General features: G+C 55.2%; 22 protein-coding genes. 8 read left to right on the top strand and 14 right to left on the bottom strand.

Annotated elements, in window-relative coordinates; genetic code table 11:
* Positions 1 to 31: 31 nt before the first annotated feature.
* The 5 genes from ispC to rpsB all read right to left on the bottom strand — a co-directional run bounded on the left by ispC (position 32) and on the right by rpsB (position 4,621).
* The gene (gene ispC / locus AAIR21_RS12740; protein WP_020882617.1) at positions 32 to 1,231 is read right to left on the bottom strand and encodes a 1-deoxy-D-xylulose-5-phosphate reductoisomerase; all 1,200 of its coding nucleotides are present in this window, start codon (positions 1,229 to 1,231) and stop codon (positions 32 to 34) included.
* A gap of 95 nt (positions 1,232 to 1,326) precedes the next feature.
* The gene (gene frr / locus AAIR21_RS12735; protein WP_014168702.1) at positions 1,327 to 1,884 is read right to left on the bottom strand and encodes a ribosome recycling factor; all 558 of its coding nucleotides are present in this window, start codon (positions 1,882 to 1,884) and stop codon (positions 1,327 to 1,329) included.
* 166 nt (positions 1,885 to 2,050) lie between these two features.
* On the bottom strand, positions 2,051 to 2,776 hold the full coding sequence (pyrH, locus tag AAIR21_RS12730) for a UMP kinase (RefSeq protein ID WP_003856194.1): 726 nt from the start codon (positions 2,774 to 2,776) through the stop codon (positions 2,051 to 2,053).
* 150 nt (positions 2,777 to 2,926) lie between these two features.
* Positions 2,927 to 3,778 carry a translation elongation factor Ts gene (gene tsf / locus AAIR21_RS12725; protein ID WP_008501911.1) on the bottom strand — a complete coding sequence of 284 codons (852 nt, stop codon included), beginning with the start codon at positions 3,776 to 3,778 and terminating at the stop codon, positions 2,927 to 2,929.
* Between the two features lie 117 nt (positions 3,779 to 3,895).
* Positions 3,896 to 4,621 carry a 30S ribosomal protein S2 gene (gene rpsB / locus AAIR21_RS12720; protein ID WP_003856207.1) on the bottom strand — a complete coding sequence of 242 codons (726 nt, stop codon included), beginning with the start codon at positions 4,619 to 4,621 and terminating at the stop codon, positions 3,896 to 3,898.
* 321 nt (positions 4,622 to 4,942) lie between these two features.
* Between rpsB and map the strand changes: the two genes are divergently transcribed.
* The 4 genes from map to AAIR21_RS12700 all read left to right on the top strand — a co-directional run bounded on the left by map (position 4,943) and on the right by AAIR21_RS12700 (position 9,831).
* A complete protein-coding gene (gene map / locus AAIR21_RS12715; protein ID WP_183516751.1) occupies positions 4,943 to 5,737 on the top strand; it encodes a type I methionyl aminopeptidase in 795 nt (264 codons plus the stop codon).
* A 63-nt stretch (positions 5,738 to 5,800) separates the two neighbouring features.
* Positions 5,801 to 8,476 (top strand): bifunctional uridylyltransferase/uridylyl-removing protein GlnD, encoded by a 2,676-nt coding sequence (gene glnD, locus AAIR21_RS12710; RefSeq protein WP_113656567.1) that lies wholly within the window; start codon positions 5,801 to 5,803, stop codon positions 8,474 to 8,476.
* 32 nt (positions 8,477 to 8,508) lie between these two features.
* Positions 8,509 to 9,333, top strand: a complete 825-nt coding sequence (gene dapD / locus AAIR21_RS12705) for a 2,3,4,5-tetrahydropyridine-2,6-dicarboxylate N-succinyltransferase (protein ID WP_183516752.1) — start codon at positions 8,509 to 8,511, stop codon at positions 9,331 to 9,333.
* Between the two features lie 111 nt (positions 9,334 to 9,444).
* Positions 9,445 to 9,831 (top strand): DUF3461 family protein, encoded by a 387-nt coding sequence (locus AAIR21_RS12700; protein ID WP_014168696.1) that lies wholly within the window; start codon positions 9,445 to 9,447, stop codon positions 9,829 to 9,831.
* 90 nt (positions 9,832 to 9,921) lie between these two features.
* Here AAIR21_RS12700 and cdaR read toward each other — a convergent pair whose 3' ends face one another.
* The 3 genes from cdaR to dgt form a co-directional block, all read right to left on the bottom strand.
* Positions 9,922 to 11,079 (bottom strand): DNA-binding transcriptional regulator CdaR, encoded by a 1,158-nt coding sequence (gene cdaR, locus AAIR21_RS12695; protein ID WP_020882613.1) that lies wholly within the window; start codon positions 11,077 to 11,079, stop codon positions 9,922 to 9,924.
* A 154-nt stretch (positions 11,080 to 11,233) separates the two neighbouring features.
* Positions 11,234 to 12,670 (bottom strand): serine endoprotease DegP, encoded by a 1,437-nt coding sequence (gene degP / locus AAIR21_RS12690; RefSeq protein WP_032679638.1) that lies wholly within the window; start codon positions 12,668 to 12,670, stop codon positions 11,234 to 11,236.
* 131 nt (positions 12,671 to 12,801) lie between these two features.
* Positions 12,802 to 14,316 carry a dGTPase gene (gene dgt / locus AAIR21_RS12685; protein WP_183516753.1) on the bottom strand — a complete coding sequence of 505 codons (1,515 nt, stop codon included), beginning with the start codon at positions 14,314 to 14,316 and terminating at the stop codon, positions 12,802 to 12,804.
* An 82-nt stretch (positions 14,317 to 14,398) separates the two neighbouring features.
* Here dgt and mtnN point away from each other — a divergent pair, with 82 nt between their 5' ends.
* The 3 genes from mtnN to AAIR21_RS12670 are packed head-to-tail and all read left to right on the top strand — an operon-like array spanning position 14,399 to position 16,541.
* The gene (gene mtnN, locus AAIR21_RS12680) at positions 14,399 to 15,097 is read left to right on the top strand and encodes a 5'-methylthioadenosine/S-adenosylhomocysteine nucleosidase (RefSeq protein ID WP_014168692.1); all 699 of its coding nucleotides are present in this window, start codon (positions 14,399 to 14,401) and stop codon (positions 15,095 to 15,097) included.
* Positions 15,090 to 15,890, top strand: coding sequence for a vitamin B12 ABC transporter substrate-binding protein BtuF (btuF, locus tag AAIR21_RS12675; RefSeq protein ID WP_183516754.1), 801 nt, complete (start codon positions 15,090 to 15,092; stop codon positions 15,888 to 15,890). The genes mtnN and btuF overlap by 8 nt, the downstream gene beginning before the upstream one ends.
* A 27-nt stretch (positions 15,891 to 15,917) precedes the next feature.
* On the top strand, positions 15,918 to 16,541 hold the full coding sequence (locus AAIR21_RS12670) for a TRIC cation channel family protein (protein WP_014168690.1): 624 nt from the start codon (positions 15,918 to 15,920) through the stop codon (positions 16,539 to 16,541).
* Between the two features lie 56 nt (positions 16,542 to 16,597).
* On the opposite strand, the gene erpA is transcribed toward AAIR21_RS12670, so the two are convergent.
* Positions 16,598 to 16,942, bottom strand: coding sequence for an iron-sulfur cluster insertion protein ErpA (gene erpA, locus AAIR21_RS12665; RefSeq protein WP_013095643.1), 345 nt, complete (start codon positions 16,940 to 16,942; stop codon positions 16,598 to 16,600).
* Between the two features lie 85 nt (positions 16,943 to 17,027).
* Positions 17,028 to 18,428, bottom strand: coding sequence for a H(+)/Cl(-) exchange transporter ClcA (gene clcA / locus AAIR21_RS12660; protein ID WP_183516755.1), 1,401 nt, complete (start codon positions 18,426 to 18,428; stop codon positions 17,028 to 17,030).
* A 177-nt stretch (positions 18,429 to 18,605) separates the two neighbouring features.
* Here clcA and hemL point away from each other — a divergent pair, with 177 nt between their 5' ends.
* Entirely contained in the window at positions 18,606 to 19,886 is a 1,281-nt protein-coding gene (gene hemL, locus AAIR21_RS12655; RefSeq protein WP_040018655.1) for a glutamate-1-semialdehyde 2,1-aminomutase, read from the top strand.
* Between the two features lie 56 nt (positions 19,887 to 19,942).
* Here hemL and fhuB read toward each other — a convergent pair whose 3' ends face one another.
* The 4 genes from fhuB to fhuA are packed head-to-tail and all read right to left on the bottom strand — an operon-like array spanning position 19,943 to position 25,879.
* Positions 19,943 to 21,925: a Fe(3+)-hydroxamate ABC transporter permease FhuB gene (fhuB, locus tag AAIR21_RS12650; RefSeq protein WP_079231397.1), complete on the bottom strand. Its 1,983-nt coding sequence runs from the start codon at positions 21,923 to 21,925 to the stop codon at positions 19,943 to 19,945.
* A complete protein-coding gene (gene fhuD, locus AAIR21_RS12645) occupies positions 21,922 to 22,812 on the bottom strand; it encodes a Fe(3+)-hydroxamate ABC transporter substrate-binding protein FhuD (protein WP_014168686.1) in 891 nt (296 codons plus the stop codon). The genes fhuB and fhuD overlap by 4 nt, the downstream gene beginning before the upstream one ends.
* Positions 22,812 to 23,609, bottom strand: a complete 798-nt coding sequence (gene fhuC / locus AAIR21_RS12640; protein WP_020882606.1) for a Fe3+-hydroxamate ABC transporter ATP-binding protein FhuC — start codon at positions 23,607 to 23,609, stop codon at positions 22,812 to 22,814. The genes fhuD and fhuC overlap by 1 nt, the downstream gene beginning before the upstream one ends.
* A 50-nt stretch (positions 23,610 to 23,659) precedes the next feature.
* Positions 23,660 to 25,879, bottom strand: coding sequence for a ferrichrome porin FhuA (fhuA, locus tag AAIR21_RS12635; RefSeq protein ID WP_183516756.1), 2,220 nt, complete (start codon positions 25,877 to 25,879; stop codon positions 23,660 to 23,662).
* Between the last annotated feature and the right edge of the window lie 180 nt (positions 25,880 to 26,059).

Raw genomic sequence — 26,059 nt, 5'->3', positions numbered from 1 at the left:
ACAAATAGCACAACCACTAGTGCTTGCTTTATCACCAGCTTGCGAGGCGTGTCACCTGCTTACGTGCAATAACGCGAGCCTGTGCATCCACCGCCAGCACCTCTTCCACGCTTTGTGGTTCGCGCAAATCCATCATTTCCAGTACCGATAAATTCAACGTCGCAATATCGGTAAATCGGATCTGCTGATTCAGAAATGCCTCAACGGTAATTTCATTAGCTGCATTAAGTGCCGTCGTCGCCGCCTGCCCCTGGTCAAAGGCTTTCATCGCAAGCTTCAGACACGGATAACGATCGTAGTCCGGTTCGCTAAAGGTCAGTGAACTCAGCTTGCAAAAATCGAGCGGTTTCGCCCCGGACTTCACCCGATTCGGCCACGCCATGGCATGCGCGATAGGCGTGCGCATGTCCGGTTCGCCCAGTTGCGCAAGGACGCTGCCATCCTGATAGCGCACCATCGAGTGAATCACCGATTGCGGGTGGATCAGCACTTCCATCTGTTTCGCCGACGCATTGAACAGCCAGCGCGCTTCAATGTATTCCAGACCTTTGTTCATCATGGTGGCGGAGTCAACGGAGATTTTACGCCCCATTGACCAGTTCGGATGACGGCACGCCTGCTCAGGCGTCATTGCGCTCAGTTCAGACAGTGGCGTTTCACGGAACGGGCCACCTGACCCGGTAAGCAAAATCGATACAACGCCATTCTGCTCCAGGTCAGCGTACCCCAGGTTCTGTTGAAAAGGTTGCGGTAAACTCTGAAAAATCGCGTTGTGCTCGCTGTCGACCGGTAAAAGACGCGCCCCGCGCTGTTTCACCGCCTCCATAAAGAGACGTCCGCAGGTCACCAGCGACTCTTTGTTAGCCAGCAGAACCTCTTTACCTGCATCAATAGCGGCAAGCGTCGGTAGCAGCCCTGCAGCCCCGACGATTGCCGCCATGACCTGATCAACCTCATCCAGCGCAGCCATGTCGCAGGCCGCCTGCTGGCCACTCAGGACCTCGGTACGACAGCCTTTCTCACGCAACTGCGCGGTGAGCAGGCGGGCGCTCTCTTCGTCATCCATAACCGCATAGCGAGGCGTAAACTCCAGGCACTGTTCGATCATACGCTGCACATTCTTACCGGCCACCAGCGCGGTCACGGTGTAATGTTCAGGATTATGGCGAACAACGTCGAGAGTACTGCAACCGATAGAGCCGGTTGAGCCAAGGAGTGTTAAATGCTTCATGAGATGCCCGAAAAAAGTTAGACCAGATAAAAGCAAAACGCCGCCAGCAAGACCCGAAGTCCTTCTGAACGGCGTTTATCAGTGTACGACAGAAATCAGAACTGCATCAGTTCCGCTTCTTTATCTGCCAGCGCCGCATCAATTTTCTTGATCGCAGCATCCGTCATCTTCTGAATGTCGTCCTGAGAACGACGATCGTCATCTTCACTGATCTCTTTTTCTTTCAGCAGCGCTTTGAGTTTATCGTTCGCATCACGACGTACGTTACGCACGGATACGCGACCCTGCTCAGCTTCACCACGAACAACTTTGATCAGGTCTTTACGACGTTCTTCAGTCAGTGGAGGCAGTGGAACGCGAATGTCAGCGCCCGCAGAACTTGGGTTCAGACCGAGGTCAGACGCCATGATCGCTTTCTCAACCGCTGGGCTCATAGAACGATCGAAGACGTTGATTTTCAGCGTACGGGTATCTTCAACGGTAACACTCGCCAGCTGACGCAGTGGCGTTGGCGTGCCGTAGTATTCTACGATGATGCCATCCAGCAGGCTTGGGGAAGCACGGCCAGTACGGATTTTGCTGATTTGGGTTTTGAACGCTTCTACGCATTTTTCCATGCGTACTTCAGCATCTTTTCTGATTTCGTTAATCACGTTACGAATCCTTGAAAACTTGTCTCAGGCAGACTATCCGCCAGCACAGCGCTACAGGTGTGCTAAGTATAGTCGCGTTTAATTCTGACAACGCCAAAGGCGCGCCCAGGTAAGATACCACTACAAAATAAAGCGGAATCTTACCTGTATTTATCGCCGACGGAAATTATTCCGTGATCAAAGTGCCTTCTTTTTCACCCATGACCACGCGACGCAGTGCGCCAGGTTTGTTCATGTTGAAGACACGGATCGGCAGTTTGTGGTCACGAGCCAGCGTAAAGGCGGCAAGATCCATCACTTTCAGCTCTTTTTCCAGCACTTCGCTGTAGCTCAGCTGATCGTACATGGTGGCAGACGGATCTTTTGCCGGGTCGGCAGTAAACACGCCATCCACTTTGGTCGCTTTCAGAACCACATCGGCTTCGATCTCGATACCGCGCAGGCAGGCAGCGGAATCGGTAGTAAAGAACGGGTTACCCGTACCGGCGGAGAGGATCACCACGCGGTTGTTGCGCAGCAGGCTAATCGCCTCTGCCCAGCTGTAGTTATCGCAGACGCCATTCAATGGGATTGCGGACATCAGGCGGGCGTTCACATAGGCGCGATGAAGCGCATCACGCATTGCCAGGCCATTCATCACGGTTGCCAGCATACCCATGTGGTCGCCCACAACGCGGTTCATCCCCGCTTTCGCCAGACCAGCACCACGGAAAAGGTTGCCACCGCCAATGACCACGCCAACCTGAATACCCAGTTCGACCAGTTCTTTGATTTCCTGTGCCATGCGGTCAAGGATGCTTGCGTCAATACCGAAGCCTTCCGATCCCTGCAGCGCTTCGCCACTCAGCTTAAGCAGAATGCGTTTGTACACGGGTTTTGCATTGGTAGCCATGTTTCTTTCCTGAGACTGTCAACGATTAAGATGGGGGTTAATTCTGGCGACATGATATGTCGCATATCAGCACAGGGATACTGGAGCCTGTCTGATTTCGTGTGACGGGTGACAAAAAGAAGCCGCCCTCAGGCGGCTCCTTTTCAATCATTAAGACTGCTTGGACATTGCAGCAACTTCTGCTGCGAAGTCAGTCTCAACTTTCTCGATGCCTTCGCCCACTTCGAAGCGGATGAAGCCAGTCACGTCAGCGTTGTGCTCTTTCAGCAGCTGAGCAACAGACTTGCTTGGATCCATAACGAATGGCTGGCCAGTCAGAGAAACTTCGCCGGTGAATTTCTTCATGCGGCCTTCAACCATTTTCTCTGCGATTTCTTTTGGCTTACCAGACTGCATCGCGATGTCCAGCTGAACCTGGTACTCTTTCTCTACCACTTCAGCAGACACGTCTTCTGGCTTAACGAATTCTGGTTTGCTTGCAGCGATGTGCATAGCCAGCTGTTTAACCAGCTCTTCATCAGCGCCTTTAGCCGCAACCAGAACACCGATACGTGCACCGTGCTGGTATGAACCCAGAACGTCGCCTTCCAGAGAAGCAACACGACGGATGTTGATGTTCTCACCGATTTTAGCAACCAGAGCAACACGTTCTTCTTCGAACTGTGCTTTCAGAACTTCAACGTCAGTGATTTTGCCCGCAACAGCTGCGTCCAGAACTTTGTTAGCAAACGCCTGGAAACCACCATCTTTAGCAACGAAGTCAGTCTGGCAGTTAACTTCCAGGATGATGCCGTAGTTGCCGTCGATCTTAGTGATGATCACGCCGTCAGCAGCAACGTTGCCTGCTTTTTTAGCTGCTTTGATCGCACCGGATTTACGCATGTTTTCGATTGCCAGCTCGATGTCGCCGTTCGCTTCAGTCAGCGCTTTTTTGCAATCCATCATGCCTGCGCCAGTACGCTCGCGCAGCTCTTTTACCAGGGATGCGGTAATTTCAGCCATTCTTAAATCCTCGGGAGATGTGAACTGCCCGGCCTGAGGCCAAACAGTGTAAATTGAAAAAAGGGGCCGATAATTGGCCCCTATTCATACACGGTACTAATAAGGGGTGAAACCTTATTATTCAGCTTCTACGAAGCTTTCTTCCGCCTGAGAAGCCAGATCCTGGGAACGGCCTTCACGAACGGTAGCAGCTACAGCGCTCAGGTACAGGCTAACAGCACGGATTGCGTCGTCGTTACCCGGGATAACGAAGTCAACACCGTCCGGATCGGAGTTGGTATCAACGATAGCGAATACCGGGATACCCAGGTTGTTAGCTTCTTTGATTGCGATGTGCTCGTGGTCTGCATCGATTACGAACAGCGCGTCTGGCAGGCCGCCCATATCTTTGATACCGCCCAGGCTGTTTTCCAGCTTGTCCAGTTCACGAGTGCGCATCAGCGCTTCTTTCTTAGTCAGCTTGTCGAAAGTACCGTCCTGAGACTGGGTTTCCAGATCTTTCAGGCGCTTGATGGACTGACGAACGGTTTTCCAGTTAGTCAGCATGCCGCCCAACCAGCGATGGTTCACGAAGAACTGATCGCAGCTGTTAGCAGCATCTTTCACAGCTTCGCTTGCAGCGCGCTTAGTACCAACGAACAGAATCTTACCTTTACGGGAAGAGATCTTGTTCAGCTCAGCCAGGGCTTCGTTGAACATTGGTACAGTTTTCTCAAGGTTGATGATGTGAACTTTGTTACGTGCGCCGAAGATGAAAGGCTTCATTTTCGGGTTCCAGTAACGGGTCTGGTGACCGAAGTGAACACCAGCCTTGAGCATGTCGCGCATGGAAACAGTTGCCATGTTTAAAACCTCTATATTAAAAGTTGGGGTTATGCCTCCACGTATCCCATATTACCGACCCCGAAGGGCACCCCGGAATATGTGCCGATACGTGTGTGTTGTTACACAAAGTGAGATTTGTCGCTTCCGTCCAGCCTGTGTATCTGAAATGGATCGGAAGTCCGGCGCGCTTTATACCACAAAACACGACCAGAAACCAACAGTTGTTGGCCGAGTGTGCTGTTAATGATTCTCAATTTGGCACGGGGTGCGCCTGACTGATACCATTAACGACACTTAGACTAGTATTGTCGAAAAAATCGACACTGATGGACAGATTACATGGCTATCTCTATTAAGACACCTGAAGAAATTGAAAAGATGCGCGTCGCCGGTCGTCTGGCCGCAGACGTGCTGGAAATGATCGAGCCGTACGTGAAGCCGGGCGTTAGCACGGGTGAACTGGACCGCATTTGTAACGACTATATCGTCAATGAGCAGCACGCGGTCTCCGCCTGCCTTGGCTACCATGGTTTCCCGAAATCCGTCTGCATTTCGATTAACGAAGTGGTTTGTCACGGTATTCCGGACAACGAAAAACTGCTCAAAGATGGCGACATCGTCAACATCGACGTGACGGTCATTAAAGATGACTACCACGGTGACACCTCTAAGATGTTCATCGTGGGCAAGCCGAAGATTCTGGGCGAGCGTCTGTGCAAAGTGACGCAAGAAAGCCTCTACCTGGCGCTGAAAATGGTTAAACCCGGCATTCGCCTGCGCACCATCGGGGCCGCTATCCAGAAATTCGTTGAAGCGGAAGGTTTCTCCGTTGTGCGTGAATACTGCGGCCACGGCATTGGTCGTGTCTTCCACGAAGAGCCACAGGTTCTGCACTATGATGCGGATGACGGCGGCGTGGTACTGCAAAAAGGCATGACCTTCACCATCGAGCCGATGGTCAACGCCGGTGATTACCGCATCCGCACCATGAAAGATGGCTGGACGGTGAAAACCAAAGACAGAAGCTTGTCTGCGCAGTACGAGCATACTATTGTGGTAACAGACAACGGCTGCGAAATTATGACGTTGCGCAAGGATGACACCATCCCGGCGATACTCACGCACGATGAATGATAAAAAAGCCGGCAGATGCCGGCTTTTTTAATGGCTATAGCTTTTTCTTATGGGTGGCGCACGATGAGTAATCTTTTACCCGAACAGTATGCTAACACAGCACTTCCCACCCTACCCGACCAGCCCGATAACCCGGGCGTCTGGCCCCAGCAGGATTTGACCTGCGCCGGTATCAAGGCGCATATGGATGTCTTCCAGCGCTGGCTCGGAAGCGCATTTGATGCCGGCATCTCCGCGGAGCAGCTCATTGAAGCACGCACCGAGTTTATCGACCAGCTCCTGCAGCGTCTGTGGATTGATTACGGGTTTGGGCAGATCAGTGACGTGGCACTGGTCGCCGTCGGGGGCTATGGCCGCGGTGAGCTTCATCCGCTTTCCGATATCGACTTACTGATTTTAAGCCGCAAAAAACTGCCGGATGAACAGGCGCAGAAAATTGGTGAACTGCTGACGCTGCTGTGGGATGTGAAGCTTGAAGTGGGCCACAGCGTGCGCACGCTGGAAGAGTGCCTGCTCGAAGGATTATCTGACCTGACCGTCGCCACCAACCTGATTGAAACCCGCCTGTTGATTGGCGACGTTGCGTTGTTCCTGGAACTGCAAAAACACATTTTCAGCGACGGCTTCTGGCCTTCAGAAAAATTCTTCGCCGCGAAGGTCGAGGAGCAGAATCAGCGTCACCAGCGCTACCACGGCACCAGCTATAACCTGGAGCCGGATATTAAAAGCAGTCCGGGCGGACTGCGCGACATTCACACGCTGCAGTGGGTGGCCCGCCGCCACTTTGGCGCCACCTCAATGGACGAGATGGTTGGCTTCGGCTTTTTAACCGAGGCTGAGCGAAACGAGCTGAATGAGTGTCTGCACCTGCTCTGGCGGATCCGTTTTGCCCTGCATCTCGAGCTTAGCCGCTACGATAACCGTCTGCTGTTTGACCGTCAGCTCAGCGTAGCGCAGCGCCTCAACTACCGTGGTGAAGGTAACGAGCCGGTTGAACACATGATGAAGGATTTCTTCCGCGTTACCCGTCGCGTCACTGAACTGAACCAGATGCTGCTGCAGCTGTTCGACGAAGCGATCCTGGCCCTGACGGCAGACGAAAAACCGCGGCCAATCGATGATGAATTCCAGCTGCGCGGCACGCTTATCGATCTGCGCGACGAAACGCTGTTTATCCGTGAGCCGGAAGCGATCCTGCGGATGTTCTACATCATGGTTCGCAATAGCACGATCACCGGGATCTACTCCACAACGCTGCGTCATCTGCGCCATGCGCGCCGTCATCTGACGCAGCCACTGTGCTATATCCCGGAAGCCCGATCCCTTTTTCTCAGTATGTTGCGCCATCCGGGGGCCGTCAGCCGTGGGCTTCTGCCGATGCATCGCCACAGCGTGCTGTGGGCCTATATGCCGCAGTGGTCACATATCGTCGGGCAGATGCAGTTCGATCTGTTCCACGCCTACACGGTGGATGAACACACGATCCGCGTCATGCTCAAGCTGGAGAGCTTTGCCAGAGAAGAGACACGCTCACGTCACCCACTGTGCGTCGAACTGTGGCCACGTCTTACCCACCCGGAACTGATCCTGATTGCCGCCCTGTTCCACGACATCGCCAAAGGTCGCGGTGGTGACCACTCGGTGCTCGGCGCGCAGGACGTGCTGAAATTTGCCGAACTGCATGGACTGAACTCTCGCGAGACGCAGCTGGTTGCCTGGCTGGTACGCCACCACCTGCTGATGTCCGTCACCGCGCAGCGTCGTGACATTCAGGATCCGGAGGTCATCAAGCAGTTTGCAGAAGAGGTTCAGACGGAAAACCGCCTGCGCTATCTGGTCTGCCTGACGGTAGCCGATATTTGTGCCACCAACGAAACGCTGTGGAACAGCTGGAAGCAAAGCCTGTTGCGCGAGTTGTACTTTGCCACCGAAAAACAGCTGCGCCGCGGGATGCAAAACACCCCGGACATGCGCGAGCGTGTACGCCATCATCAGCTGCAGGCGCTGGCGCTGTTGCGGATGGATAATATTGATGAAGAGGCGCTGCATCAGATTTGGGCGCGCTGTCGTGCCAACTATTTTGTCCGCCACAGCCCAAACCAGCTTGCCTGGCATGCGCGACATCTGCTTCAGCATGATTTATCGCAGCCGATGATCCTCCTCAGTCCGCAGGCCACGCGCGGCGGTACCGAGATCTTTATCTGGAGCCCGGATCGGCCTTATCTGTTTGCTGCGGTTTGTGCCGAACTGGACAGGCGTAACCTGAGCGTTCACGACGCGCAGATTTTCACCACCCGGGACGGCATGGCGATGGACACCTTTATTGTGCTGGAGCCAGACGGAAGCCCGCTATCCTCGGACCGCCATGAAGGAATACGTTTTGGCCTGGAACAGGCGATCACCCAGCGCAGCTGGCAGCCACCACAGCCGCGTCGTCAGCCGTCGAAATTACGCCACTTTACCGTCGATACCGAGGTCAATTTCCTGCCGACCCACACCGATCGTAAATCGTTCCTGGAGCTGATCGCGCTCGACCAGCCAGGGCTGCTCGCCCGCGTCGGCCAGGTTTTTGCCGATCTGGGAATTTCGCTTCACGGCGCCAGAATTACAACCATTGGCGAACGAGTAGAAGATTTATTTATAATCGCCACCGCCGACCGGCGTGCCCTTAATAATGACCTGCAACTTGAAGTGCAACAACGGTTGACAGCAGCCCTCAATCCAAACGATAAAGGGTGACGTGTTTTTTAGTGAAATGGAAAGAGTAAACAATGCAGCAGTTACAGAACGTTATTGAGTCCGCTTTTGAGCGTCGCGCCGAGATTACTCCGGCAAATGTGGATACCGTTACCCGTGAAGCGGTTAATCAGGTTATTTCTCTGCTGGATTCCGGCGCGCTACGTGTAGCAGAAAAAATCGACGGTCAGTGGGTAACTCATCAATGGCTGAAGAAAGCCGTGCTGCTCTCTTTCCGTATCAATGATAACCAGGTTATCGACGGAGCAGAAAGCCGCTACTTCGATAAAGTCCCTATGAAATTCGCTGACTACGACGAAGCTCGCTTCCAGAAAGAAGGCTTCCGCGTAGTACCGCCAGCGGCCGTACGTCAGGGTGCGTTCATCGCGCGTAACACCGTGCTGATGCCCTCCTACGTTAACATCGGTGCTTACGTAGACGAAGGCTCCATGGTGGATACCTGGGCAACCGTCGGCTCCTGCGCGCAGATCGGTAAAAACGTTCACCTGTCCGGCGGCGTGGGTATCGGTGGTGTACTGGAGCCACTGCAGGCTAACCCAACCATCATCGAAGATAACTGCTTCATCGGCGCGCGCTCTGAAGTGGTGGAAGGCGTGATCGTTGAGGAAGGCTCCGTTATCTCGATGGGCGTTTACATCGGTCAGAGCACCCGTATTTACGATCGTGAGACCGGTGAAATTCACTACGGTCGCGTGCCGGCCGGTTCCGTTGTGGTCTCCGGCAACCTGCCGTCAAAAGATGACAAGTACAGCCTGTACTGTGCGGTTATCGTGAAGAAAGTTGATGCGAAAACCCGCGGTAAGGTGGGCATCAATGAGTTGCTGCGCACCATCGATTAATCGGATATAACAAAAAGCGGGGGCCACTCCGCTTTTTTCATATCTGAGGGTGGCGAAAATAGATTTTTTCGTTAATTATTCAAAGGTTATGTTGAGATCAAGGGTACCGCTATGTACGATAATCTGAAAAGTCTGGGCATTACCAATCCTGATGAAATTGATCGTTACAGCCTTCGCCAGGAAGCTAATAACGACATTCTGAAAATCTATTTTCACAAGGACAAAGGAGAGTTTTTCGCCAAGAGCGTGAAGTTTAAATATCCACGCCAGCGTAAGACCGTCGTCGCTGACGGTGTAGGACAGGGATACAAAGAAGTTCAGGAAATCAGCCCTAATCTGCGCTATGTGATCGATGAACTCGATCAGATCTGTCAGCGCGACCGCACTGAAGTCGATCTCAAACGTAAGATCCTCGACGATCTGCGTCACCTTGAAAGCGTTGTCACCAACAAGATTAGCGAAATCGAAGCGGATCTTGAAAAGCTTACCCGGAAATAAACGCAAAACGGCAATCTTTGATTGCCGTTTTAGTGTTTGCGCCCTCTCCCGCGGAAAGGGATGGCGTAAGGGCATCAGGCCGTATTTCACTCATCTCTGCTCATCGAGCTGTAACGCCACATAAAGCAGCAGCCTGTCGTCAAAGCTCCCCAGATCCAGCCCTGTCAGTTCCGAAATCCGGTTCAGTCGATATTCCAGCGTATTGCGATGTATAAACAACGCTTTCGACGTTGCCAGCGGCTGTACGTTATGACGGAACCACGCCTGCAGCGTCCGACGCAGCAGACCGTTGTTGTCCATTGCCTTGAGGCGCGCTAACGGACGTGCCAGCTCATTGGCCTGCCAGCCACCGCGCAGGCTGTCGAGCAGCACCGGGAGCATCAGATCCTGATAGAAATAACTGCGGCTTTCCGGCATCCGCTGCTTACCCACCATCATGGTGGTGCGGGCAGTACGCCAGGAGCGGGCAATACTGCCCGGACCGGTGAAGTAATTGCCCAGCGCGACGCGAAAACGAAGCTGACCATTCTCCTTCATGCGGGCAATCAACTGCTCCACGCGACGACGATGATCTTCTGCATCCCAGCGCCCGAACGCGTTCAGCGCGGGCTTGAGCACCACCATTTCCGTCAGAGAGACAATCGCCACCAGGTTATCGCGTTCCGGCGTCGCCAGCGCATTTTGCAGCTGCTGCAGCTCAGCCATCGCACTGTCGACGCCAAGCTGGCCGCTGTCCACCTCAATTACCGCCACGACGCGCGGCTGATTCAGATCGATTCCCAGGCGCTGCGCCCATTCATTGAGTGCAGGGGTATGCTCATCCGCCTGAATCAGGTTCATCACCAGCTCTTCACGCAGACGGCTGTCCTGGGCGAGCAGATGCATCAGGCGCGACTGCTCAAGCATCATCTCCGCCGTCATACAGACCAGTTCGCCATATTTTCGCAGCGACTCCGGCTCGCCGGTCAGGCCGATAACGCCAACAATTTCCCCCTCAAGACGCAGCGGTAAATTGATGCCCTGACGGACACCGTGCAGGTGTTTCGCCACCGCATCGTCGATGTCCACCACCCGCCCCTGGGAGAGCACCAGCAGCGCCCCTTCGTGCAATTCCCCAATACGCTCACGATCGCCACTGCCAATAATGCGCCCACGGGCATCCATTACGTTGATATTGGTATCAATGATGCGCATGGTGCGTGCCACAATATCCTGCGCCATTTTGGTATCGAGATGCCAGCCAGCCATGTAACCCTCCTGTGAGCAGAGCTCAAGCATAGGGAAGTTCAGCTACCGCTGCATTGTGCGAATGCACAAAGTGAAAGGGAGAAGTATGGAGTTGTGGAAAAGGTCACAGAAAGGTGAAAAGCCCCTGCTCATCTGAAACAGGGGCCTGAGAGGATTACTGCATCAGCAGGTAAATTGAGGTATCACCACGCTGAATATTCAACGCCAGCACGGAAGGTTTGCTGTCCAGAATTTTGCGCAGTTCAGCAATGTTTTTCACTGGCTGCTGGTTCGCACCCATGATCACATCGCCTTTTTTCAGGCCAATGCGCGCAGCCGGGCTGTTCGCTTTAACGTTGTTCACCACAACGCCTTTGTCCTGACCTTTATTGCTCATCTCGGCGCCTTCAATGCCGCTGAAGATGGTGCTGGAATCAACCTGATTCTGGCTGCTTTGCTGCAGTTCCAGGCTCACGTTAACCGGTTTACCGTCACGCAGCAGGCCGAGGGTGACTTTGCTGCCAATCGGCATGGAGCCCACTTCAGCACGCAGCGCGGCAAAGCTGCTGATCGGTTTCCCGTTCAGGGAGGTGATGACATCACCTGCTTTAATGCCCGCTTTCGCCGCGGAGGAGTTCGGCATCACCTGGCTGACAAATGCGCCGCGCTGGGCGTCAACTTTCATCGCCTTAGCCAGTTCGGAATTCAGTTCGGTACCCAGAATCCCCAGTTCACCGCGTTTCACCTGGCCATACTGCACCATCTGCGCGGTCAGGTTTTTCACCATGTTACTTGGGATAGCAAAGCCGATCCCGATATTGCCACCGTCTGGTGCAAGGATCGCGGTGTTGATACCAATCAGCTCACCGTTCAGGTTCACCAGCGCGCCGCCGGAGTTACCCCGGTTGATGGCGGCATCCGTCTGGATGAAGTTTTCATAGTTTTCGGCGTTGAGGCCGCTACGACCCAGCGCGGAAACAATCCCCGAGGTTACAGTTTCACCCAGACCGAACGGGTTACCGATAGCGACGGTATAATCACCGACACGCAGCGCATCGGAGTCGGCAATTTTAATCGCCGTCAGGTTTTTCGGATCCTGAATCTGGATCAGCGCGATATCGGAGCGCGGGTCTTTCCCGACCACTTTGGCATCAAATTTACGCCCGTCGCTCAGCTGAACCTTAATGCTGTTGGCGTTATCAACAACGTGGTTGTTGGTCACGACGTAGCCTTTCGCCGCATCGATAATCACACCCGAGCCAAGCGCCATGAATTTCTGCTGCTGGCCACCCCCCTGGGTGTCATCCCCTGCACCACCGCCCTGACAGAACGGGGAGCTCTGGAATGGCGAACCGTCCTGGCAGAAAGGTGAGTTATCACCAAAAAACTGCTGGAAGTTACGCGGCATACGCGGCGTATTGACGGTTGTGCTGCCCTCAACGTTAATACTCACCACCGATGGCATCACTTTTTCGAGCATCGGTGCCAGGCTTGGCATCTGCTGCGCGGTCGCTGCCGACGATGCGGTCTCAGCTGCAGTAGCAGTCAGAGGAGACAGCGCTAAACCTAAACTCAGAGCCAGTGCACTCATTGCTAATGTGGTTTTTTTCATGTGTCTTAATCTCGATTTACAGATAACGCAAAATTGCTGTGTAACTCAGATTCATTTTATACCGCTTAGTTCCGGCCATAAGTTTATGGAAAAGGTAAAAATTTATTGGCCGTCTTTACAAAACTCCGTGCTTATTCCACCGCCATGAGCTTGCGGTATTCATCCCAGGCATACAAATCTGTCATCCCGCTGATATAGTCCTGGATAAGACGGCAGCGATAATAATATTCCAGCACCGGCCACTGGGGCGACTGCCGATCCAGCTTGCCGATGGCTTCGACATAAGCCAGACGGTGGCGGGTTGAAAGTTTCTGATAAAGCCGGGATTCAATCGGTATTCGCCGCACGCGCTCTTTTTCCACCAGCTCGCTGAACTCGTCGAAGGATAACTGCAGCAGAGGCCGATAGATTTCGAGTAACCCACTGATAACCCTGTATCCCTGCAGCTCAAGCTGTTCAACATCCGGATGGCTGAAAACATGACGCACGGCCACGTTTTTATAGAGCTCAAGAAGCTGGCTAAAGCTGCTGTCATCTTCCAGCAACGCATGGTTGAATTCGCCGCTATAAATTAACGGCAGGTTGTCTATAAAGCGCGAGGCGGCATAAGGCACCAGTTTATTTAATGTATTGACCCGTAAATACATAAAGAACTGATCTTCCGTGCTGCGGCTTAATGTATTTGAACGCGATTTCTCCCAGGCATTTTCGACAACCTGAGCAAACAGCGAGCCTTTTTCATGCGTTCCCCAGGCCTCATAAAGATGCTGATAAAGTTCTTCGACGCTGAATATTCTTTTCTCAACGGCGTCTTCCAGGTCGGCAACACAATATGAAATGTCGTCGGCAGCTTCCATAATCCAGGTTAAGGGGAAGCGGCCGTTTGGTGTCAGAGAAAGTTCTTTACGCAGGCGCTCAATATAGGCTTCTTCAGAAAGATAATAGCCCGGCTTTTTCATCAAATAACTGTGCGACGCGGGCGTCTCGCCCATCCACCAGGCCGGTCGCGTATATTTCAGGATGCACCCCACCTGTGCCCAGGTCAGGTTCATACGCATCAGGGAGTGGACCAGCCGGATCCCCTGCGCATTGCCTTCGAAGTGACAGAGGTCGTGACGGACTTTACGCCGCAGGTCGTTCAGCGCGTCTTCACCTTCGCGCAGGCGTAAATCCCGCACCAGGCAGCGGTCATCGCTCAGAGGCTGGCTTACCGCATCAGCAGGATAAAGCCGCTGTTTAAACCAGTCATTTATGGCGGCTTCGCCAAAATGACCAAAGGGCGGGTTACCGATGTCATGCATCAGGCAGGCCATCTCAACAATACTCTCAAACGGCCCGGTCAGCTCATTCAGCCCATAGGTTTCGAGAAGCTGCTGCTCTTTAAGACGGCTTAAAATCTCTTTGGCAATGTAGCGGCCAACCTGCTGAACTTCCATAGAATGCGTTAAGCGCGTGCGCACCGCAGCGTTACGTTCAAGCGGAAACACCTGGGTTTTTTGCTGTAACCGACGGATTGCCGGCGAGTTTATGATCCGCCCGCGATCGCTTTCGAAGATACGCAGGATCTCATGCTCGCTCTTGTCGCCCTGCGGCGAACGGAAACGTCGGTGCCAGTTAATTTTGATGCGAAAATCGATTGGTGACATGTGCTCCCCCGCGTGAGAATGCGTTTCCTCTTAACCGCATGATAGACTATGCATCTTAACAAGGCACATCGCGAGTAAATCTATGAAAATCGGCATTATTGGTGCAATGGAAGAAGAAGTTACGCTGCTGCGTGACAAAATTGAGAACCGTCAGACTCTCTCCCTCGGTGGCTGTGAGATCTACACCGGCCAGTTGAATGGCGTTGACGTCGCTCTGCTGAAATCAGGCATCGGTAAGGTTGCTGCTGCGCTGGGCGCGACCCTGCTGCTCGAACGCTGCAAGCCGGACGTTATCATTAACACCGGTTCTGCAGGCGGCCTGGCGTCGACGCTGAAAGTGGGTGATATCGTTGTTTCCGATGAAGCGCGTTACCACGATGCAGACGTTACCGCATTCGGCTACGAATACGGTCAGCTTCCGGGTTGCCCGGCCGGGTTTAAAGCCGATGACAAACTGATTGCGGCGGCTGAAAGCTGCATCGCTGAGCTGAACCTCAACGCGGTGCGCGGCCTGATCGTCAGCGGTGATGCGTTCATCAATGGCTCCGTCGGCCTGGCGAAAATTCGTCATAACTTCCCTCAGGCCGTTGCCGTTGAGATGGAAGCGACCGCCATTGCTCACGTTTGCCATAACTTCAACGTTCCGTTCGTGGTGGTCCGCGCCATCTCCGACGTGGCAGACCAGCAGTCTCATATCAGCTTCGACGAGTTCCTGACCGTTGCGGCAAAACAGTCCACCGTGATGGTGGAGCGCCTGGTGCAGAAACTGGCTCGTGGGTAACCCATACATCAGGGCGCTGGTCGCCCTGCTTTTTCTCGCACCGGCATGGCTATTTGCCGCGCCGCGTGTGATTACGCTCTCTCCGGCAAACACCGAACTGGCCTTTGCCGCCGGGATCACGCCTGTCGGCGTGAGCAGCTTTTCGGATTACCCTCCGCAAGCGGCCCATATTGAACAGGTGGCGACCTGGCAAGGGATGAACATTGAGCGCATCGTGGCGCTTAAACCCGATCTCGTGCTCGCCTGGCGCGGCGGTAACGCCGAGCGGCAGGTCAACCAGCTCTCCTCGCTTGGGATCAAGGTGATGTGGATTGATGCGGTGAGCATTGAGCAGGTCGCTCAGGCACTGCGTTCTCTGGCCCCCTACAGCCCTATCCCAGCAAAAGCCGAGAATGCCGCGAAACAGATGCTCAGCGACTATGCCGCGCTGAAATCCCGCTACGATACCCCCGTCAAAAAACGCATCTTCCTGCAATTTGGCAGCCAGCCGCTGTTCACCACCGGGAAAGGATCCATTCAGAATCAGGTGCTGGAAATCTGCGGCGGTGAAAACATCTTTGCAGCCAGCCGGGTGCCGTGGCCTCAGGTCAGCCGGGAACAGGTGCTCGCACGCCAGCCACAGGCCATCGTGGTGGTCGGAAATGCGAGCGAGATTCCTAAAATTGAACAATTCTGGCAACGTCAGCTAAAAATACCGGTGATCCCCCTCACCAGTGACTGGTTTGAACGCGCCAGCCCGCGTATTATCCTCGCCGCAAAACAGCTCTGTGCCGCGCTGGCAGAGAGTCACTAACAACATACCCCGCTCGAGGATTTAACGATGCTCGTTTATTGGCTGGATATTCTTGGCACAGCCGTTTTTGCTATCTCCGGCGTTTTACTCGCCGGAAAACTGCGCATGGATCCGTTTGGCGTACTGGTGCTGGGCGTGGTCACCGCCGTGGGTGGCGGGACAATCCGTGATATGGCCCTGGCGAATGGCCCGGTATTTTGGGTAAAAGATCCAACCGATCTGGTGGTGGCGATGGTCACTTGTCTGTTGACCATCGTGTTGGTTCGCCAGCCCCGCCGGTTACCGAAATGGATACTCCCGGTGCTGGATGCCGTCGGTCTGGCCGTCTTTGTGGGCATCGGGGTCAATAAAGCCTTCAATGCGGGAACGGGCCCGATGGTGGCCATCTGCATGGGCGTGTTAACCGGAGTCGGCGGCGGGATTATTCGCGACATTCTGGCGCGTGAAGTTCCCATGATCCTGCGTACCGAAATCTATGCCACGGCGTGTATTATTGGTGGGATTGTTCACGCGACGGCGTATTACACCTTTGCGATGCCGCTAGAAAATGCAGCCATGCTGGGTATGGTGGTCACGCTGGGGATACGGTTAGCGGCGATACGCTGGCATCTGAAGCTGCCGACGTTTGCGCTGGATGATAATGCACGATAAGCGTTGTTTATAAGCCCGGTGGCGCTACGCTTACCGGGCTTACGACTGCATCCCTGTCAGATGCTGAACGAAGAGCCACATCCACAGGTACTTGTCGCGTTCGGGTTAGTCACAACGAAGCGCGAACCTTCCAGGCCTTCAGTGTAATCCACCGAACCACCCACCAGGTACTGCAGGCTCATCGGGTCAACCACCAGCGCAACGCCCTGCTTCTCGATAGTCATATCGCCGTCGTTGACCTGATCGTCAAAGGTAAAACCATACTGGAAGCCGCTGCAGCCGCCACCGGTAATATAGACACGCAGTTTCAGATCCGGATTGTCCTCGTCGGCAATCAGGGTTTTCACTTTGTTGGCTGCTGCTTCGGTAAATTCCAGCGGCAACGCTACGTCATCACTCATCTTATGCTCCCATGAATACTGCTACTGCTATTGGGTAAAATTCACCCAATTCTTTATGTCATTATCTAATACCCTGGTAATTCATTCAAGTATTCTGCGTCGGGGCCCGCTCGGCCTCTTGTTTTGCCAGGGTACGGGCAAGAATGGTGGAGTATAGCGGTTTTCCACCCAGGAATTGGGCTAATAGTGTCGCGCCGAGACAGGTAATGATCATTGGCAAAATGAGCTGGTAATTATCCGTCATCTCCAGAACCAGCACGATGCCGGTCAACGGCGCGCGCAGAGACGCCGCCAGCAGCGCGCCCATTCCGGCAATAGCAAAGGTCCCGGCGTCCAGATGATAGGCCGGAAATCCGGCAGCAGAGACCATGCCAAACGCGGTTCCCAGAAGCGTACCCAGCGCCAGCATCGGTGCAAAAATACCGCCAGGCGCACCGGAGGAGAAGCACAATACGGTGGTAATCACCCGCGAAATAAACATGAACAGCAACAGACCAATGCTGAAATTACCCGCCGCGGCAATCGGTATCAGCCCGAAGCCACCGCCTGCGGCATTGGGCTCAATGAAGCCGAGCACGCCGCAGGCGCCGCCCAGCAGTCCGCCGATCAATACCCAGCGGGTGGTATTCCCACCGTGAATGCGCTGGAACATATCCTGGGCGCGTAAGATAAGCGTGTTAAACAGCGGGCCAACCACGCCAAAAATCATGCCGAGGATCAGGTACAGCCACAGCGTATTCACCGGCGCATTGGTCAGTTTCCCCACCTCAATCACCGCCCCTTCGCCATTAAAAATGCGAAAGACAATGCTCGACATAATGACGCCGGTGAATACCGCTTTTATCGAGATAAGGTTGTAGCGAAACTGTGCCCGCATCTCTTCAATAATGAACAGGATCCCCGCGAGCGGTGCGTTGAACGCCGCCGAAAGGCCGGCCGCCGCCCCCGTTGCCAGCAGCGTATGTCGCGCCTCCGCGCTGCGCATGCGAAACAGATCGCCGACCATGCGCCCAACGTTTCCGCCCAGCTGCACCGTTGGCCCTTCGCGCCCGAGCACCATGCCTGCCCCGAGCGTTCCCATGCCACCGATAAATTTTACCGGGATGACGCGCCACCAGCGAACCGGCCTCAGCTCTTCCAGTGCGCCTTCTATTTCAGGGATCCCGGAACCGCCCGCTTCCGGCGCAAATTTACGGACCAGGAAATAGCCCACCATGGCAAACAGCGCAGAAAAGCCAAAGGCCCACACCCATACCCATCCACCGCTATAGGCAAAACCCGCCACGGTTCCAATTCGCCAGTTCATTATCGCGTTAACCGCTTTTTCGAAGGCGATACCCACCAGCCCGGCAACTGCGCCGACCACGGCAGCAGCCAGCAGGATAGCCAGCGGCGTTTTATCACGATTAAGCAAGCGCCGGATGCTGATACGGTGCTGCGCACGTCTGAACTGCTGTTCAGTATAAGAATGAGTGTCTGCTTTCATTACCGTTTCTTTTCGTCATACAAATAACCGCAGGGATTTTACCAGAGTGCGTAATATCATCCCGTGAAAAATACTTAACAATTGTTTGGGCATGAAAGGGGGCAAAAATTTCATTACCTTCCGAGGATCACTTAGAATAGTGTGCTTAATCATTTTATACGAACCAGGAACGACGCCATGAGCAAGTCTGAAAACCTCTACAGTGCAGCCCGCGAGCTTATCCCAGGTGGCGTGAATTCGCCTGTTCGCGCCTTTACCGGCGTAGGCGGTACGCCGCTGTTTATCGAACGTGCTGACGGCGCGTATCTGTATGATGTCGATGGCAAAGCCTATATCGATTATGTCGGCTCCTGGGGTCCGATGGTGCTGGGTCACAACCATCCTGCTATCCGCAATGCGGTGATTGAAGCCGCCCAGCGCGGCCTGAGCTTCGGCGCGCCAACCGAGATGGAAGTGAAAATGGCGGAACTGGTCACCGAACTGGTCCCGACTATGGACATGGTGCGTATGGTGAACTCCGGTACCGAGGCCACCATGAGCGCGATCCGCCTGGCACGTGGCTTTACCGGCCGCGACAAGATCATCAAATTTGAAGGCTGCTACCACGGTCATGCGGACTGCCTGCTGGTAAAAGCCGGCTCCGGCGCGCTGACCCTCGGTCAGCCGAACTCACCGGGCGTACCGGCTGACTTTGCGAAGCATACCCTGACCTGCACCTATAACGATCTGAACACCGTTCGGGCAGCCTTCGAGCAGTATCCGCAGGAGATTGCCTGTATCATCGTTGAACCTGTCGCTGGCAACATGAACTGCATTCCACCGCAGCCGGAGTTCCTGCCGGGTCTGCGCGCCCTGTGCGATGAGTTTGGCGCTCTGCTGATCATCGACGAAGTGATGACCGGCTTCCGCGTCGCGCTGGCGGGGGCACAGTCTTACTACGGCGTAGAGCCGGACCTGACGTGCCTTGGCAAAATCATCGGCGGCGGCATGCCTGTCGGTGCATTCGGGGGACGTAAAGAGGTGATGGAAGCGCTGGCGCCGACTGGCCCGGTCTACCAGGCGGGTACCCTTTCCGGCAACCCGATTGCGATGGCCGCAGGTTTCGCCTGTCTGACCGAAGTCGCGCAGCCGGGTATTCACGAAACCCTGACCGATCTGACATCTCAACTGGCCAACGGCCTGCTGGAGGCCGCGCAAGAAACCGGTATTCCTCTGGTGGTAAACCATGTTGGTGGGATGTTCGGGATTTTCTTCACCGATGCGAAAACCGTGACCTGCTATCAGGATGTGGTGAAATGTGACGTTGAACGCTTCAAACGCTTCTTCCATCTGATGCTGGAAGAAGGCGTCTACCTGGCACCATCCGCGTTTGAAGCAGGCTTTATGTCCGTCGCGCACAGCGAAGACGATATCAATAAGACTATCGATGCTGCGCGCAGGGTCTTTGCGAAGTTGTAAGACAGAAACGATCTGCTGCCCTCTCCACCGGGAGAGGGCAATACCCCACCGCCCTTCTACCTGCTTTGCTTTCTCAACAAATAGATAAAGTACGGCGCACCGATAAACGTCGACAGCAACCCGGCAGGTATCTGGTACGGGAACAGCACCATCCGCCCCAGCCAGTCAGCCACTACCAGTATTACGCCCCCCGTCAGCGCCGACATCACAATGTGCGGCATCGTGCGACGAAAGCCCATCATTCTGGCAATGTGCGGCGCCATTAAGCCGACAAAACTCAGCGGGCCGATGGTCATGGTGGCCGTTGCCGTGAGGCATGCGGCCAGCAGCAGTAACCCGATACGGGATGGCGCCAGGGCCATCCCCACCGCACGCGCGGTCTCGCCGCCCAGCGGCAGAATGGTCATCCAGCGACGGCATAGCGGCACCATCGCCAGCAATACGATCATTGCAATCCCGGAATGCACGACCTGGCTGCCGGTGGCGCTGTACGTTGAACCGGAGATCCAGGTCAGGATCTTGGCCATGCGCGGATCGCCACTCGCCTGCAGCATCATCAGCAGCATGGTAAATGCCGTGCTGAGCGCCATCCCGGCAAGCAGCATCCGGTGAGGGGAAAACCCGCCACGCCCGGAGGCAATGAGGATGATCAGCAGCGTCACCGCCGCGCCAACGCTCCCGGCAGGCATCAACCAGCCGAAGGCATTTCCCGGCACCAGGAACAGCATCAGGACCACGCCAAAGGCGGCACCAGAACTGATACCCAGAACCTCCGGGCTGGCCATCGGGTTACCGGTCAGACGCTGGATAATACAGCCCGCCACCGCCAGCATGACCCCGGCGATTAACGCCGAGAGAATGCGCGGCCAGCGCCACTGCATGAGTTCGTTAAGCAGATCCCCAGACGCCCAGTGCCAGCCCACCGCATCGCGTCCGAAAGCGAGCGCGGCAAATGAGATAACAATCAGCACTGCCAGCCCGGCAAGGCTGAACCCCAGCACTGACTGGCGCTCAGCATAGACCTTATCGCCAGCATCCATCGCTGGCGCGCTGATACTGCGCAGACGCGGCAGCAGCCACAGCAGCAGCGGTGCACCGATAAGCGCCGTCATCGAACCGGTAGACACTTCCATCCAGACGCGTGCCAGCCAGAGAATGATTTGATCGGAAAGCCAGAGGATCAACGCGCCAATCAGCGGGGCTAACATCAGGCGCGCCAGCAAGCGGCGCGCACCGAGCATTTTTGCCAGCAGCGGCGCAAACAGTCCGATAAACCCGATGATGCCTACCGCATTAACCAGCAGGGCACTGAGCACAATCGCCAGCGTCAGCGCCCCCAGACGGGCCAGCGACAGCGCCAGCCCCAGATTACGCGCCACGCCATCGTCAAGACCCATCAACGTCAGCGGGCGCAAGAGCAGCAGCGTCAACACGACGCCACCGACGAGCTGCGGCCACAGACGCTGCACGACGCTCCAGTCGGTCTGGGTGAGCGTACCGGTGCTCCAGAGGAACATGCTCTGCAGCTGATCGTGATGGAACAGCACCAGCAGCTGATTAATCGCGCCGCAGTACAGGCTCACCACCAGCCCCGCAAGAATAAGCGTGACGGGGGAGAGACGCTTGCCCCAGGCGACGCCGAATACCAGCGCGCCCACTACACACGCACCGGCGAGGGCAGCAAACTGCGAGGTCAATGCCCCAGGCAACGCCCAGAGTGTGGTAATCGTGATTCCAAGCTGTGCCCCGGTCGCCACGCCAAGCGTCGTCGGCTCGGCCAGAGGGTTACGCAGTACCTGCTGGAATAAAACGCCCACCAGCCCTAATCCCGCACCGACCAGCAGCGAAATCGAAAGGCGCGGCAACAGACTGTAGTGGAACAGCATTTGCTGAATATTATCGATATCTGGCGTCACCAGCGCCGCACGCCACTGGTCGCGCGGTAAGGCCGTCGACAGATTGAACCAGGTCAATGCCAGCGCGCACAGGAAAATGAGGCAAAGCAACAGTGCCGGGAAACGGGCAATACGCGTACTCATGCCTGGCCTCCCAGCGCGTTGTCCAGCACGCGGGCAAAGTGCATGGCAGAAAGCGTCGCGCCGTAGAACCATACCGCAGGTGCGCGCAGGAACCGTTTTTCACGCACAAACGGCATTGCCTGCCAGAGCGGCGTCGCCATCAGGGTTTGCATCTCCCGCTCGTTGCCGTGGTCAAAGCACAACACATCCACATCGCGAAATGCCGCAAGACGGTCAATCCCCACGGCGGTGCTGCCCCAGAAGGTCATCTCCCCTTCCCAGGCATTACGAATACCAAAACTGTCGAGCACGTCCTGGAACAGGCAGTTTTTCCCAAAGACCAGCATATGGCGGGCATCCAGCAGCGTCACCATCAGCAGCGGGCGATCGCCCCGGTGAGCAAAACGCGGCTTCAGGGCGTTAATCAGGGCATCAAAATCGTCGAGATGTTTTTTGGCCTCAACCTCACGGTTAAGGAACAGTGCCATCTCGTGGAGGGAGTTTTTCGCCATCGCCAGCGGATTTTTACCGTCGCTGAAGGAGAAACCACGGCCGGGCGCAATCCGTGCCATTGTCTCTTCTGACGGGCCGTAACCTGCAGACCAGAACAGGAATGACGGCTTCATCTGGGTGAGCAGTTCGAGGTTTGGCTCGGTGCGCAGGCCGATGTCGATTACCGAGTCCGGTAGCCTCGGCTCATTCACCCACAGCCTGTAGTTGGGAATATCCGCCACACCATAGGGCGTAACGCCCAGCGCCATCATCAGCTCTACCGGCAACCATTCCAGCGCCACAATGCGGTGTGGATCGACCGCAGCCGCACGCGCGGTATTCATTTTTAACAGCAGCGGTGAAAGCGCCATTGCCGTCAGCAGACGACGGCGACTCATCAACATAGAATCCAGCATCAGTACACAAAGCTCACCGGTGCAGCCCCGGCAGGGTGAGGCAAAATCCCCATTGGAATACCGTAAATGTGTTCCAGCGTTTCACTGCGCATCAGTTCAGACGGCGTCCCCTGGGCGATCATTTCACCGCCGCGCAGGGCAACGAGGTAATCGCAGTAACGCGCGGCCATGTTGATATCATGCAGGACCGCGATAACCGTCAGACCGCGCTGCTGGCTTAAACGATGCACCAGCGCAAGCACGTCGACCTGATGGGCAATGTCCAGCGCAGAGGTCGGTTCGTCGAGCAGCAGGCAGCGGCTGTCCTGGGCCACCAGCATTGCTATCCACGCGCGCTGACGCTCCCCTCCTGACAGGCTGTCTACCAGACGGTGGGCCAGCGGTTTTAGCCCCACCAGCGCAATCGCCTCTTCCACTTTCTCTCTGTCGGCCACGCCGAAACGGCCAAGCGCGCCGTGCCACGGATAACGCCCAATCGCCACCAGTTCACGCACGGTCATCCCCTCCGCCTGCGGCAACTGCTGCGGCAGATACGCCACTTTGCGGGCAAAGGCTTTACTGCTCCAGCTCTCCAGCGGCTGACCGTCCAGCAGGATATCGCCTTCTGACGGCGGCTGATGGCGGCCAAGCATTTTGAGCAGCGTTGATTTACCAGAGCCGTTGTGACCAATCAGGCCTGTCACTTTACCTGCCGGGAAGGTCAAAGAGAGCGGATGCAGCAGGGTGCGTCCGGGCACGCGAAAGGAGAGATTATTGAGCGTGAAGGTGGTGTCGGATTGCGTTTGATTATCCTGCATATCGGCCAACTTAAATAAAAAGGGCACGGCGAACCGTGCCCGAAGAGAGATTAGAAGCGGAAGGTCGCGGTGGCGACAACCTGACGTTCAGCACCCCAGTAGCATGCATAATCCTTGTAGCAGCTGGAGACATATTCCCGATCGAACAGGTTATTCACGTTCACCGCCACAGATGACCCCGGCAGACCCAGACGGGCCAGATCGTATTTCACCATCGCATCGGCAAGGGTGTAGCTCGCGACGTTAAACGGCTGATCTTTTTTGTCGCCGCTTGAGTAGTAGCTCACCGTGTTACCGATGTAACGGGTACCGGCACCAATCGTCAGGCCGCTTAAGGCCGTGTCGGTGAAGGTGTAATCTGCCCACAATGACGCCTGATTACGCGGCACTTCCGCCGGACGTTTACCTTCAAAGGTGCTGTCATGGGTGTACTCAGCATCAATAAAGCTGTACGCCGCGGTCACGTTAATATTGGCGTTAACCGCTGCCTTCGCTTCCAGTTCGAAACCACGAGAACGGATCTCACCGGTCTGGATACTGTGAGTATTCGTTGGATCGTTCGGATCCGCCGTCAGGTTCTTATCCTTCGTCAGCTGGAACAGCGACGCGGTGACCACAACCGGCAGGTCTTTCGGCGCGTATTTCACACCCGTTTCATACTGCTTACCGCGGGAAGGGTCGAACGGTGTGCCGTTACGATCGGCGCCCGATACCGGCTCAAACGACTCGCTGTAGCTGAAGTAAGGTGAAATACCGTTATCAAAGAGATAGTTAATTCCCCCGCGCCAGGTGAAAGCCTGGTCGTGGTTTTCAGCCAGCGAATCGGCCTTACCGCGCGTCAGCGTTGAGGCCATCACGTAGTCGTAGCGTCCGCCCAGCGTCAGCACCCACTTATCCCACTCCGCCTGATCCTGAGCATAGAGCCCGGTCTGTTCATTACGGTTAACGACGGAATAGTTAGACCATGGCAGGTTAGTGTTGATGTTCGCGTTGCCGTAATCCGGGTTCTGGATATCAATAGGGTCGGCGGAACCGTACAGCGCATTGATATCATTACGCATACGCGAGTAATCAACACCCGTCAGCAGCGTGTGGTCTACGGCGCCCGTCGCGAATGTCGACTGCAGCTGAGTATCCACGGTGAACATATTCAGATCTTCATCTGAACGCACGTAAGCGCGGTTAATCTTGCCAGGCTCAGCGTAGCCATTGCCGTAAACAGAGCGGTAGAGCGTATGAACTTTTGCGTAACGCAGATTCTGACGCACGGTAAACGTGTCATCAAACTGATGCGAGAAGCTGTAACCAATCAACTGCTGGCGACGAGCCATCTTATTATCCGCTTCACCTTCGTTGAAATCGGTTGGGATCTTATGCTCATTGCCGTTTGCGTCACGGTATGGCACCACGGTCCCTTCCCGTGGCAACCAGCCGTAGTAGCCCGCTTCCGGATCGTTCTGGAAATTGCTCAGGAAGGTGAAATCGGTTTTGTCATCCGGACGCCAGCTAAAGGAGGGCGCAATCGCATAGCGGGTTGATTTTGACATCTCCTGCTGTGCGTTCTGACTACTGCCAAGACCGGTCAGGCGGTACGACCACACGCCATCTTCATCGATTGCATCACTGAAATCGAAGCCCGTTTGCCACAGGTTATTGGTCCCCATTTTAAACTGGACTTCTTTCAGCGGCTCGGTCAGTGGGCGTTTGCTCACCATACTGACGATACCGCCTGGATTGCTGTTGCCGTAGAGCACAGACGTAGGTCCGCGCATCACTTCTACGCGCTCAAGGAAGTACGGATCCATGGAAGCTTCGGAGTAGTTATTCCCCATCAGCTTCATGCCATCGAGATACTGGTTGGTGTTTACCGTCGAAGGCGCGGTAAAACCACGAATTGAGACCACATCATAGGTGGTGGAGCTGCCGCGGGTCGCAAACACGCTCGGCGTATAGCCCAGCGCCTCTTTTACGGTCGCTGGCTGGCGGCGTTCCATTTCATCACGCGTCACCACGGAAATAGACTGCGGGGTCTTTTCAATCGCGGTATCGGTTTTGGTCGCCGTTGCCGTGCGTTTTGCTGCGATCGTTGGCGCAGGCCCCCACGGACTTTCCTGGGCGGCAGGCGCGGCAGTGACGGTGATGGTTTCTTCTTTTTTCTGGGTTTCAGCCGCATGTGCATACGTAGACATGCCGGCAACCGCTGTGGCTACGACGACCGCGATTTTTCGCAGCGACGTGTGAATTGGCTGAGCAGTATTGGAAAGCGCCATGTTTATCTCTGATGGAAAAGTGAATGATAACGTAAACGAGAATTATTATTATGACCGCAGAATAATATGCGAAACGCTGGTTGCATAGCAAGCAGTAAGCGGCCCTACGAGAATTAAGGGTTTAAGAAATAAACAAGAGAAAACGAAGGGTTAATCAGAATGAAAACGAGAGTTAAGGAA

Source organism: Enterobacter sp. PTB, from assembly GCF_051130085.1.
In the GTDB taxonomy this organism is placed as follows: domain Bacteria; phylum Pseudomonadota; class Gammaproteobacteria; order Enterobacterales; family Enterobacteriaceae; genus Enterobacter; species Enterobacter ludwigii.
This window is presented reverse-complemented; position numbering and strand designations above follow the sequence as displayed.

Coding starts and splice junctions, on each gene's coding strand:
- ispC (WP_020882617.1), bottom strand. CDS start 1,231: ATGAAGCATTTAACACTCCTTGGCTCAACCGGCTCTATCGGTTGCAGT.
- pyrH (WP_003856194.1), bottom strand. CDS start 2,776: ATGGCTACCAATGCAAAACCCGTGTACAAACGCATTCTGCTTAAGCTG.
- tsf (WP_008501911.1), bottom strand. CDS start 3,778: ATGGCTGAAATTACCGCATCCCTGGTAAAAGAGCTGCGCGAGCGTACT.
- rpsB (WP_003856207.1), bottom strand. CDS start 4,621: ATGGCAACTGTTTCCATGCGCGACATGCTCAAGGCTGGTGTTCACTTC.
- map (WP_183516751.1), top strand. CDS start 4,943: ATGGCTATCTCTATTAAGACACCTGAAGAAATTGAAAAGATGCGCGTC.
- glnD (WP_113656567.1), top strand. CDS start 5,801: ATGAGTAATCTTTTACCCGAACAGTATGCTAACACAGCACTTCCCACC.
- dapD (WP_183516752.1), top strand. CDS start 8,509: ATGCAGCAGTTACAGAACGTTATTGAGTCCGCTTTTGAGCGTCGCGCC.
- AAIR21_RS12700 (WP_014168696.1), top strand. CDS start 9,445: ATGTACGATAATCTGAAAAGTCTGGGCATTACCAATCCTGATGAAATT.
- cdaR (WP_020882613.1), bottom strand. CDS start 11,079: ATGGCTGGCTGGCATCTCGATACCAAAATGGCGCAGGATATTGTGGCA.
- degP (WP_032679638.1), bottom strand. CDS start 12,670: ATGAAAAAAACCACATTAGCAATGAGTGCACTGGCTCTGAGTTTAGGT.
- dgt (WP_183516753.1), bottom strand. CDS start 14,316: ATGTCACCAATCGATTTTCGCATCAAAATTAACTGGCACCGACGTTTC.
- mtnN (WP_014168692.1), top strand. CDS start 14,399: ATGAAAATCGGCATTATTGGTGCAATGGAAGAAGAAGTTACGCTGCTG.
- AAIR21_RS12670 (WP_014168690.1), top strand. CDS start 15,918: ATGCTCGTTTATTGGCTGGATATTCTTGGCACAGCCGTTTTTGCTATC.
- erpA (WP_013095643.1), bottom strand. CDS start 16,942: ATGAGTGATGACGTAGCGTTGCCGCTGGAATTTACCGAAGCAGCAGCC.
- clcA (WP_183516755.1), bottom strand. CDS start 18,428: ATGAAAGCAGACACTCATTCTTATACTGAACAGCAGTTCAGACGTGCG.
- hemL (WP_040018655.1), top strand. CDS start 18,606: ATGAGCAAGTCTGAAAACCTCTACAGTGCAGCCCGCGAGCTTATCCCA.
- fhuB (WP_079231397.1), bottom strand. CDS start 21,925: ATGAGTACGCGTATTGCCCGTTTCCCGGCACTGTTGCTTTGCCTCATT.
- fhuD (WP_014168686.1), bottom strand. CDS start 22,812: ATGCTGGATTCTATGTTGATGAGTCGCCGTCGTCTGCTGACGGCAATG.
- fhuC (WP_020882606.1), bottom strand. CDS start 23,609: ATGCAGGATAATCAAACGCAATCCGACACCACCTTCACGCTCAATAAT.
- fhuA (WP_183516756.1), bottom strand. CDS start 25,879: ATGGCGCTTTCCAATACTGCTCAGCCAATTCACACGTCGCTGCGAAAA.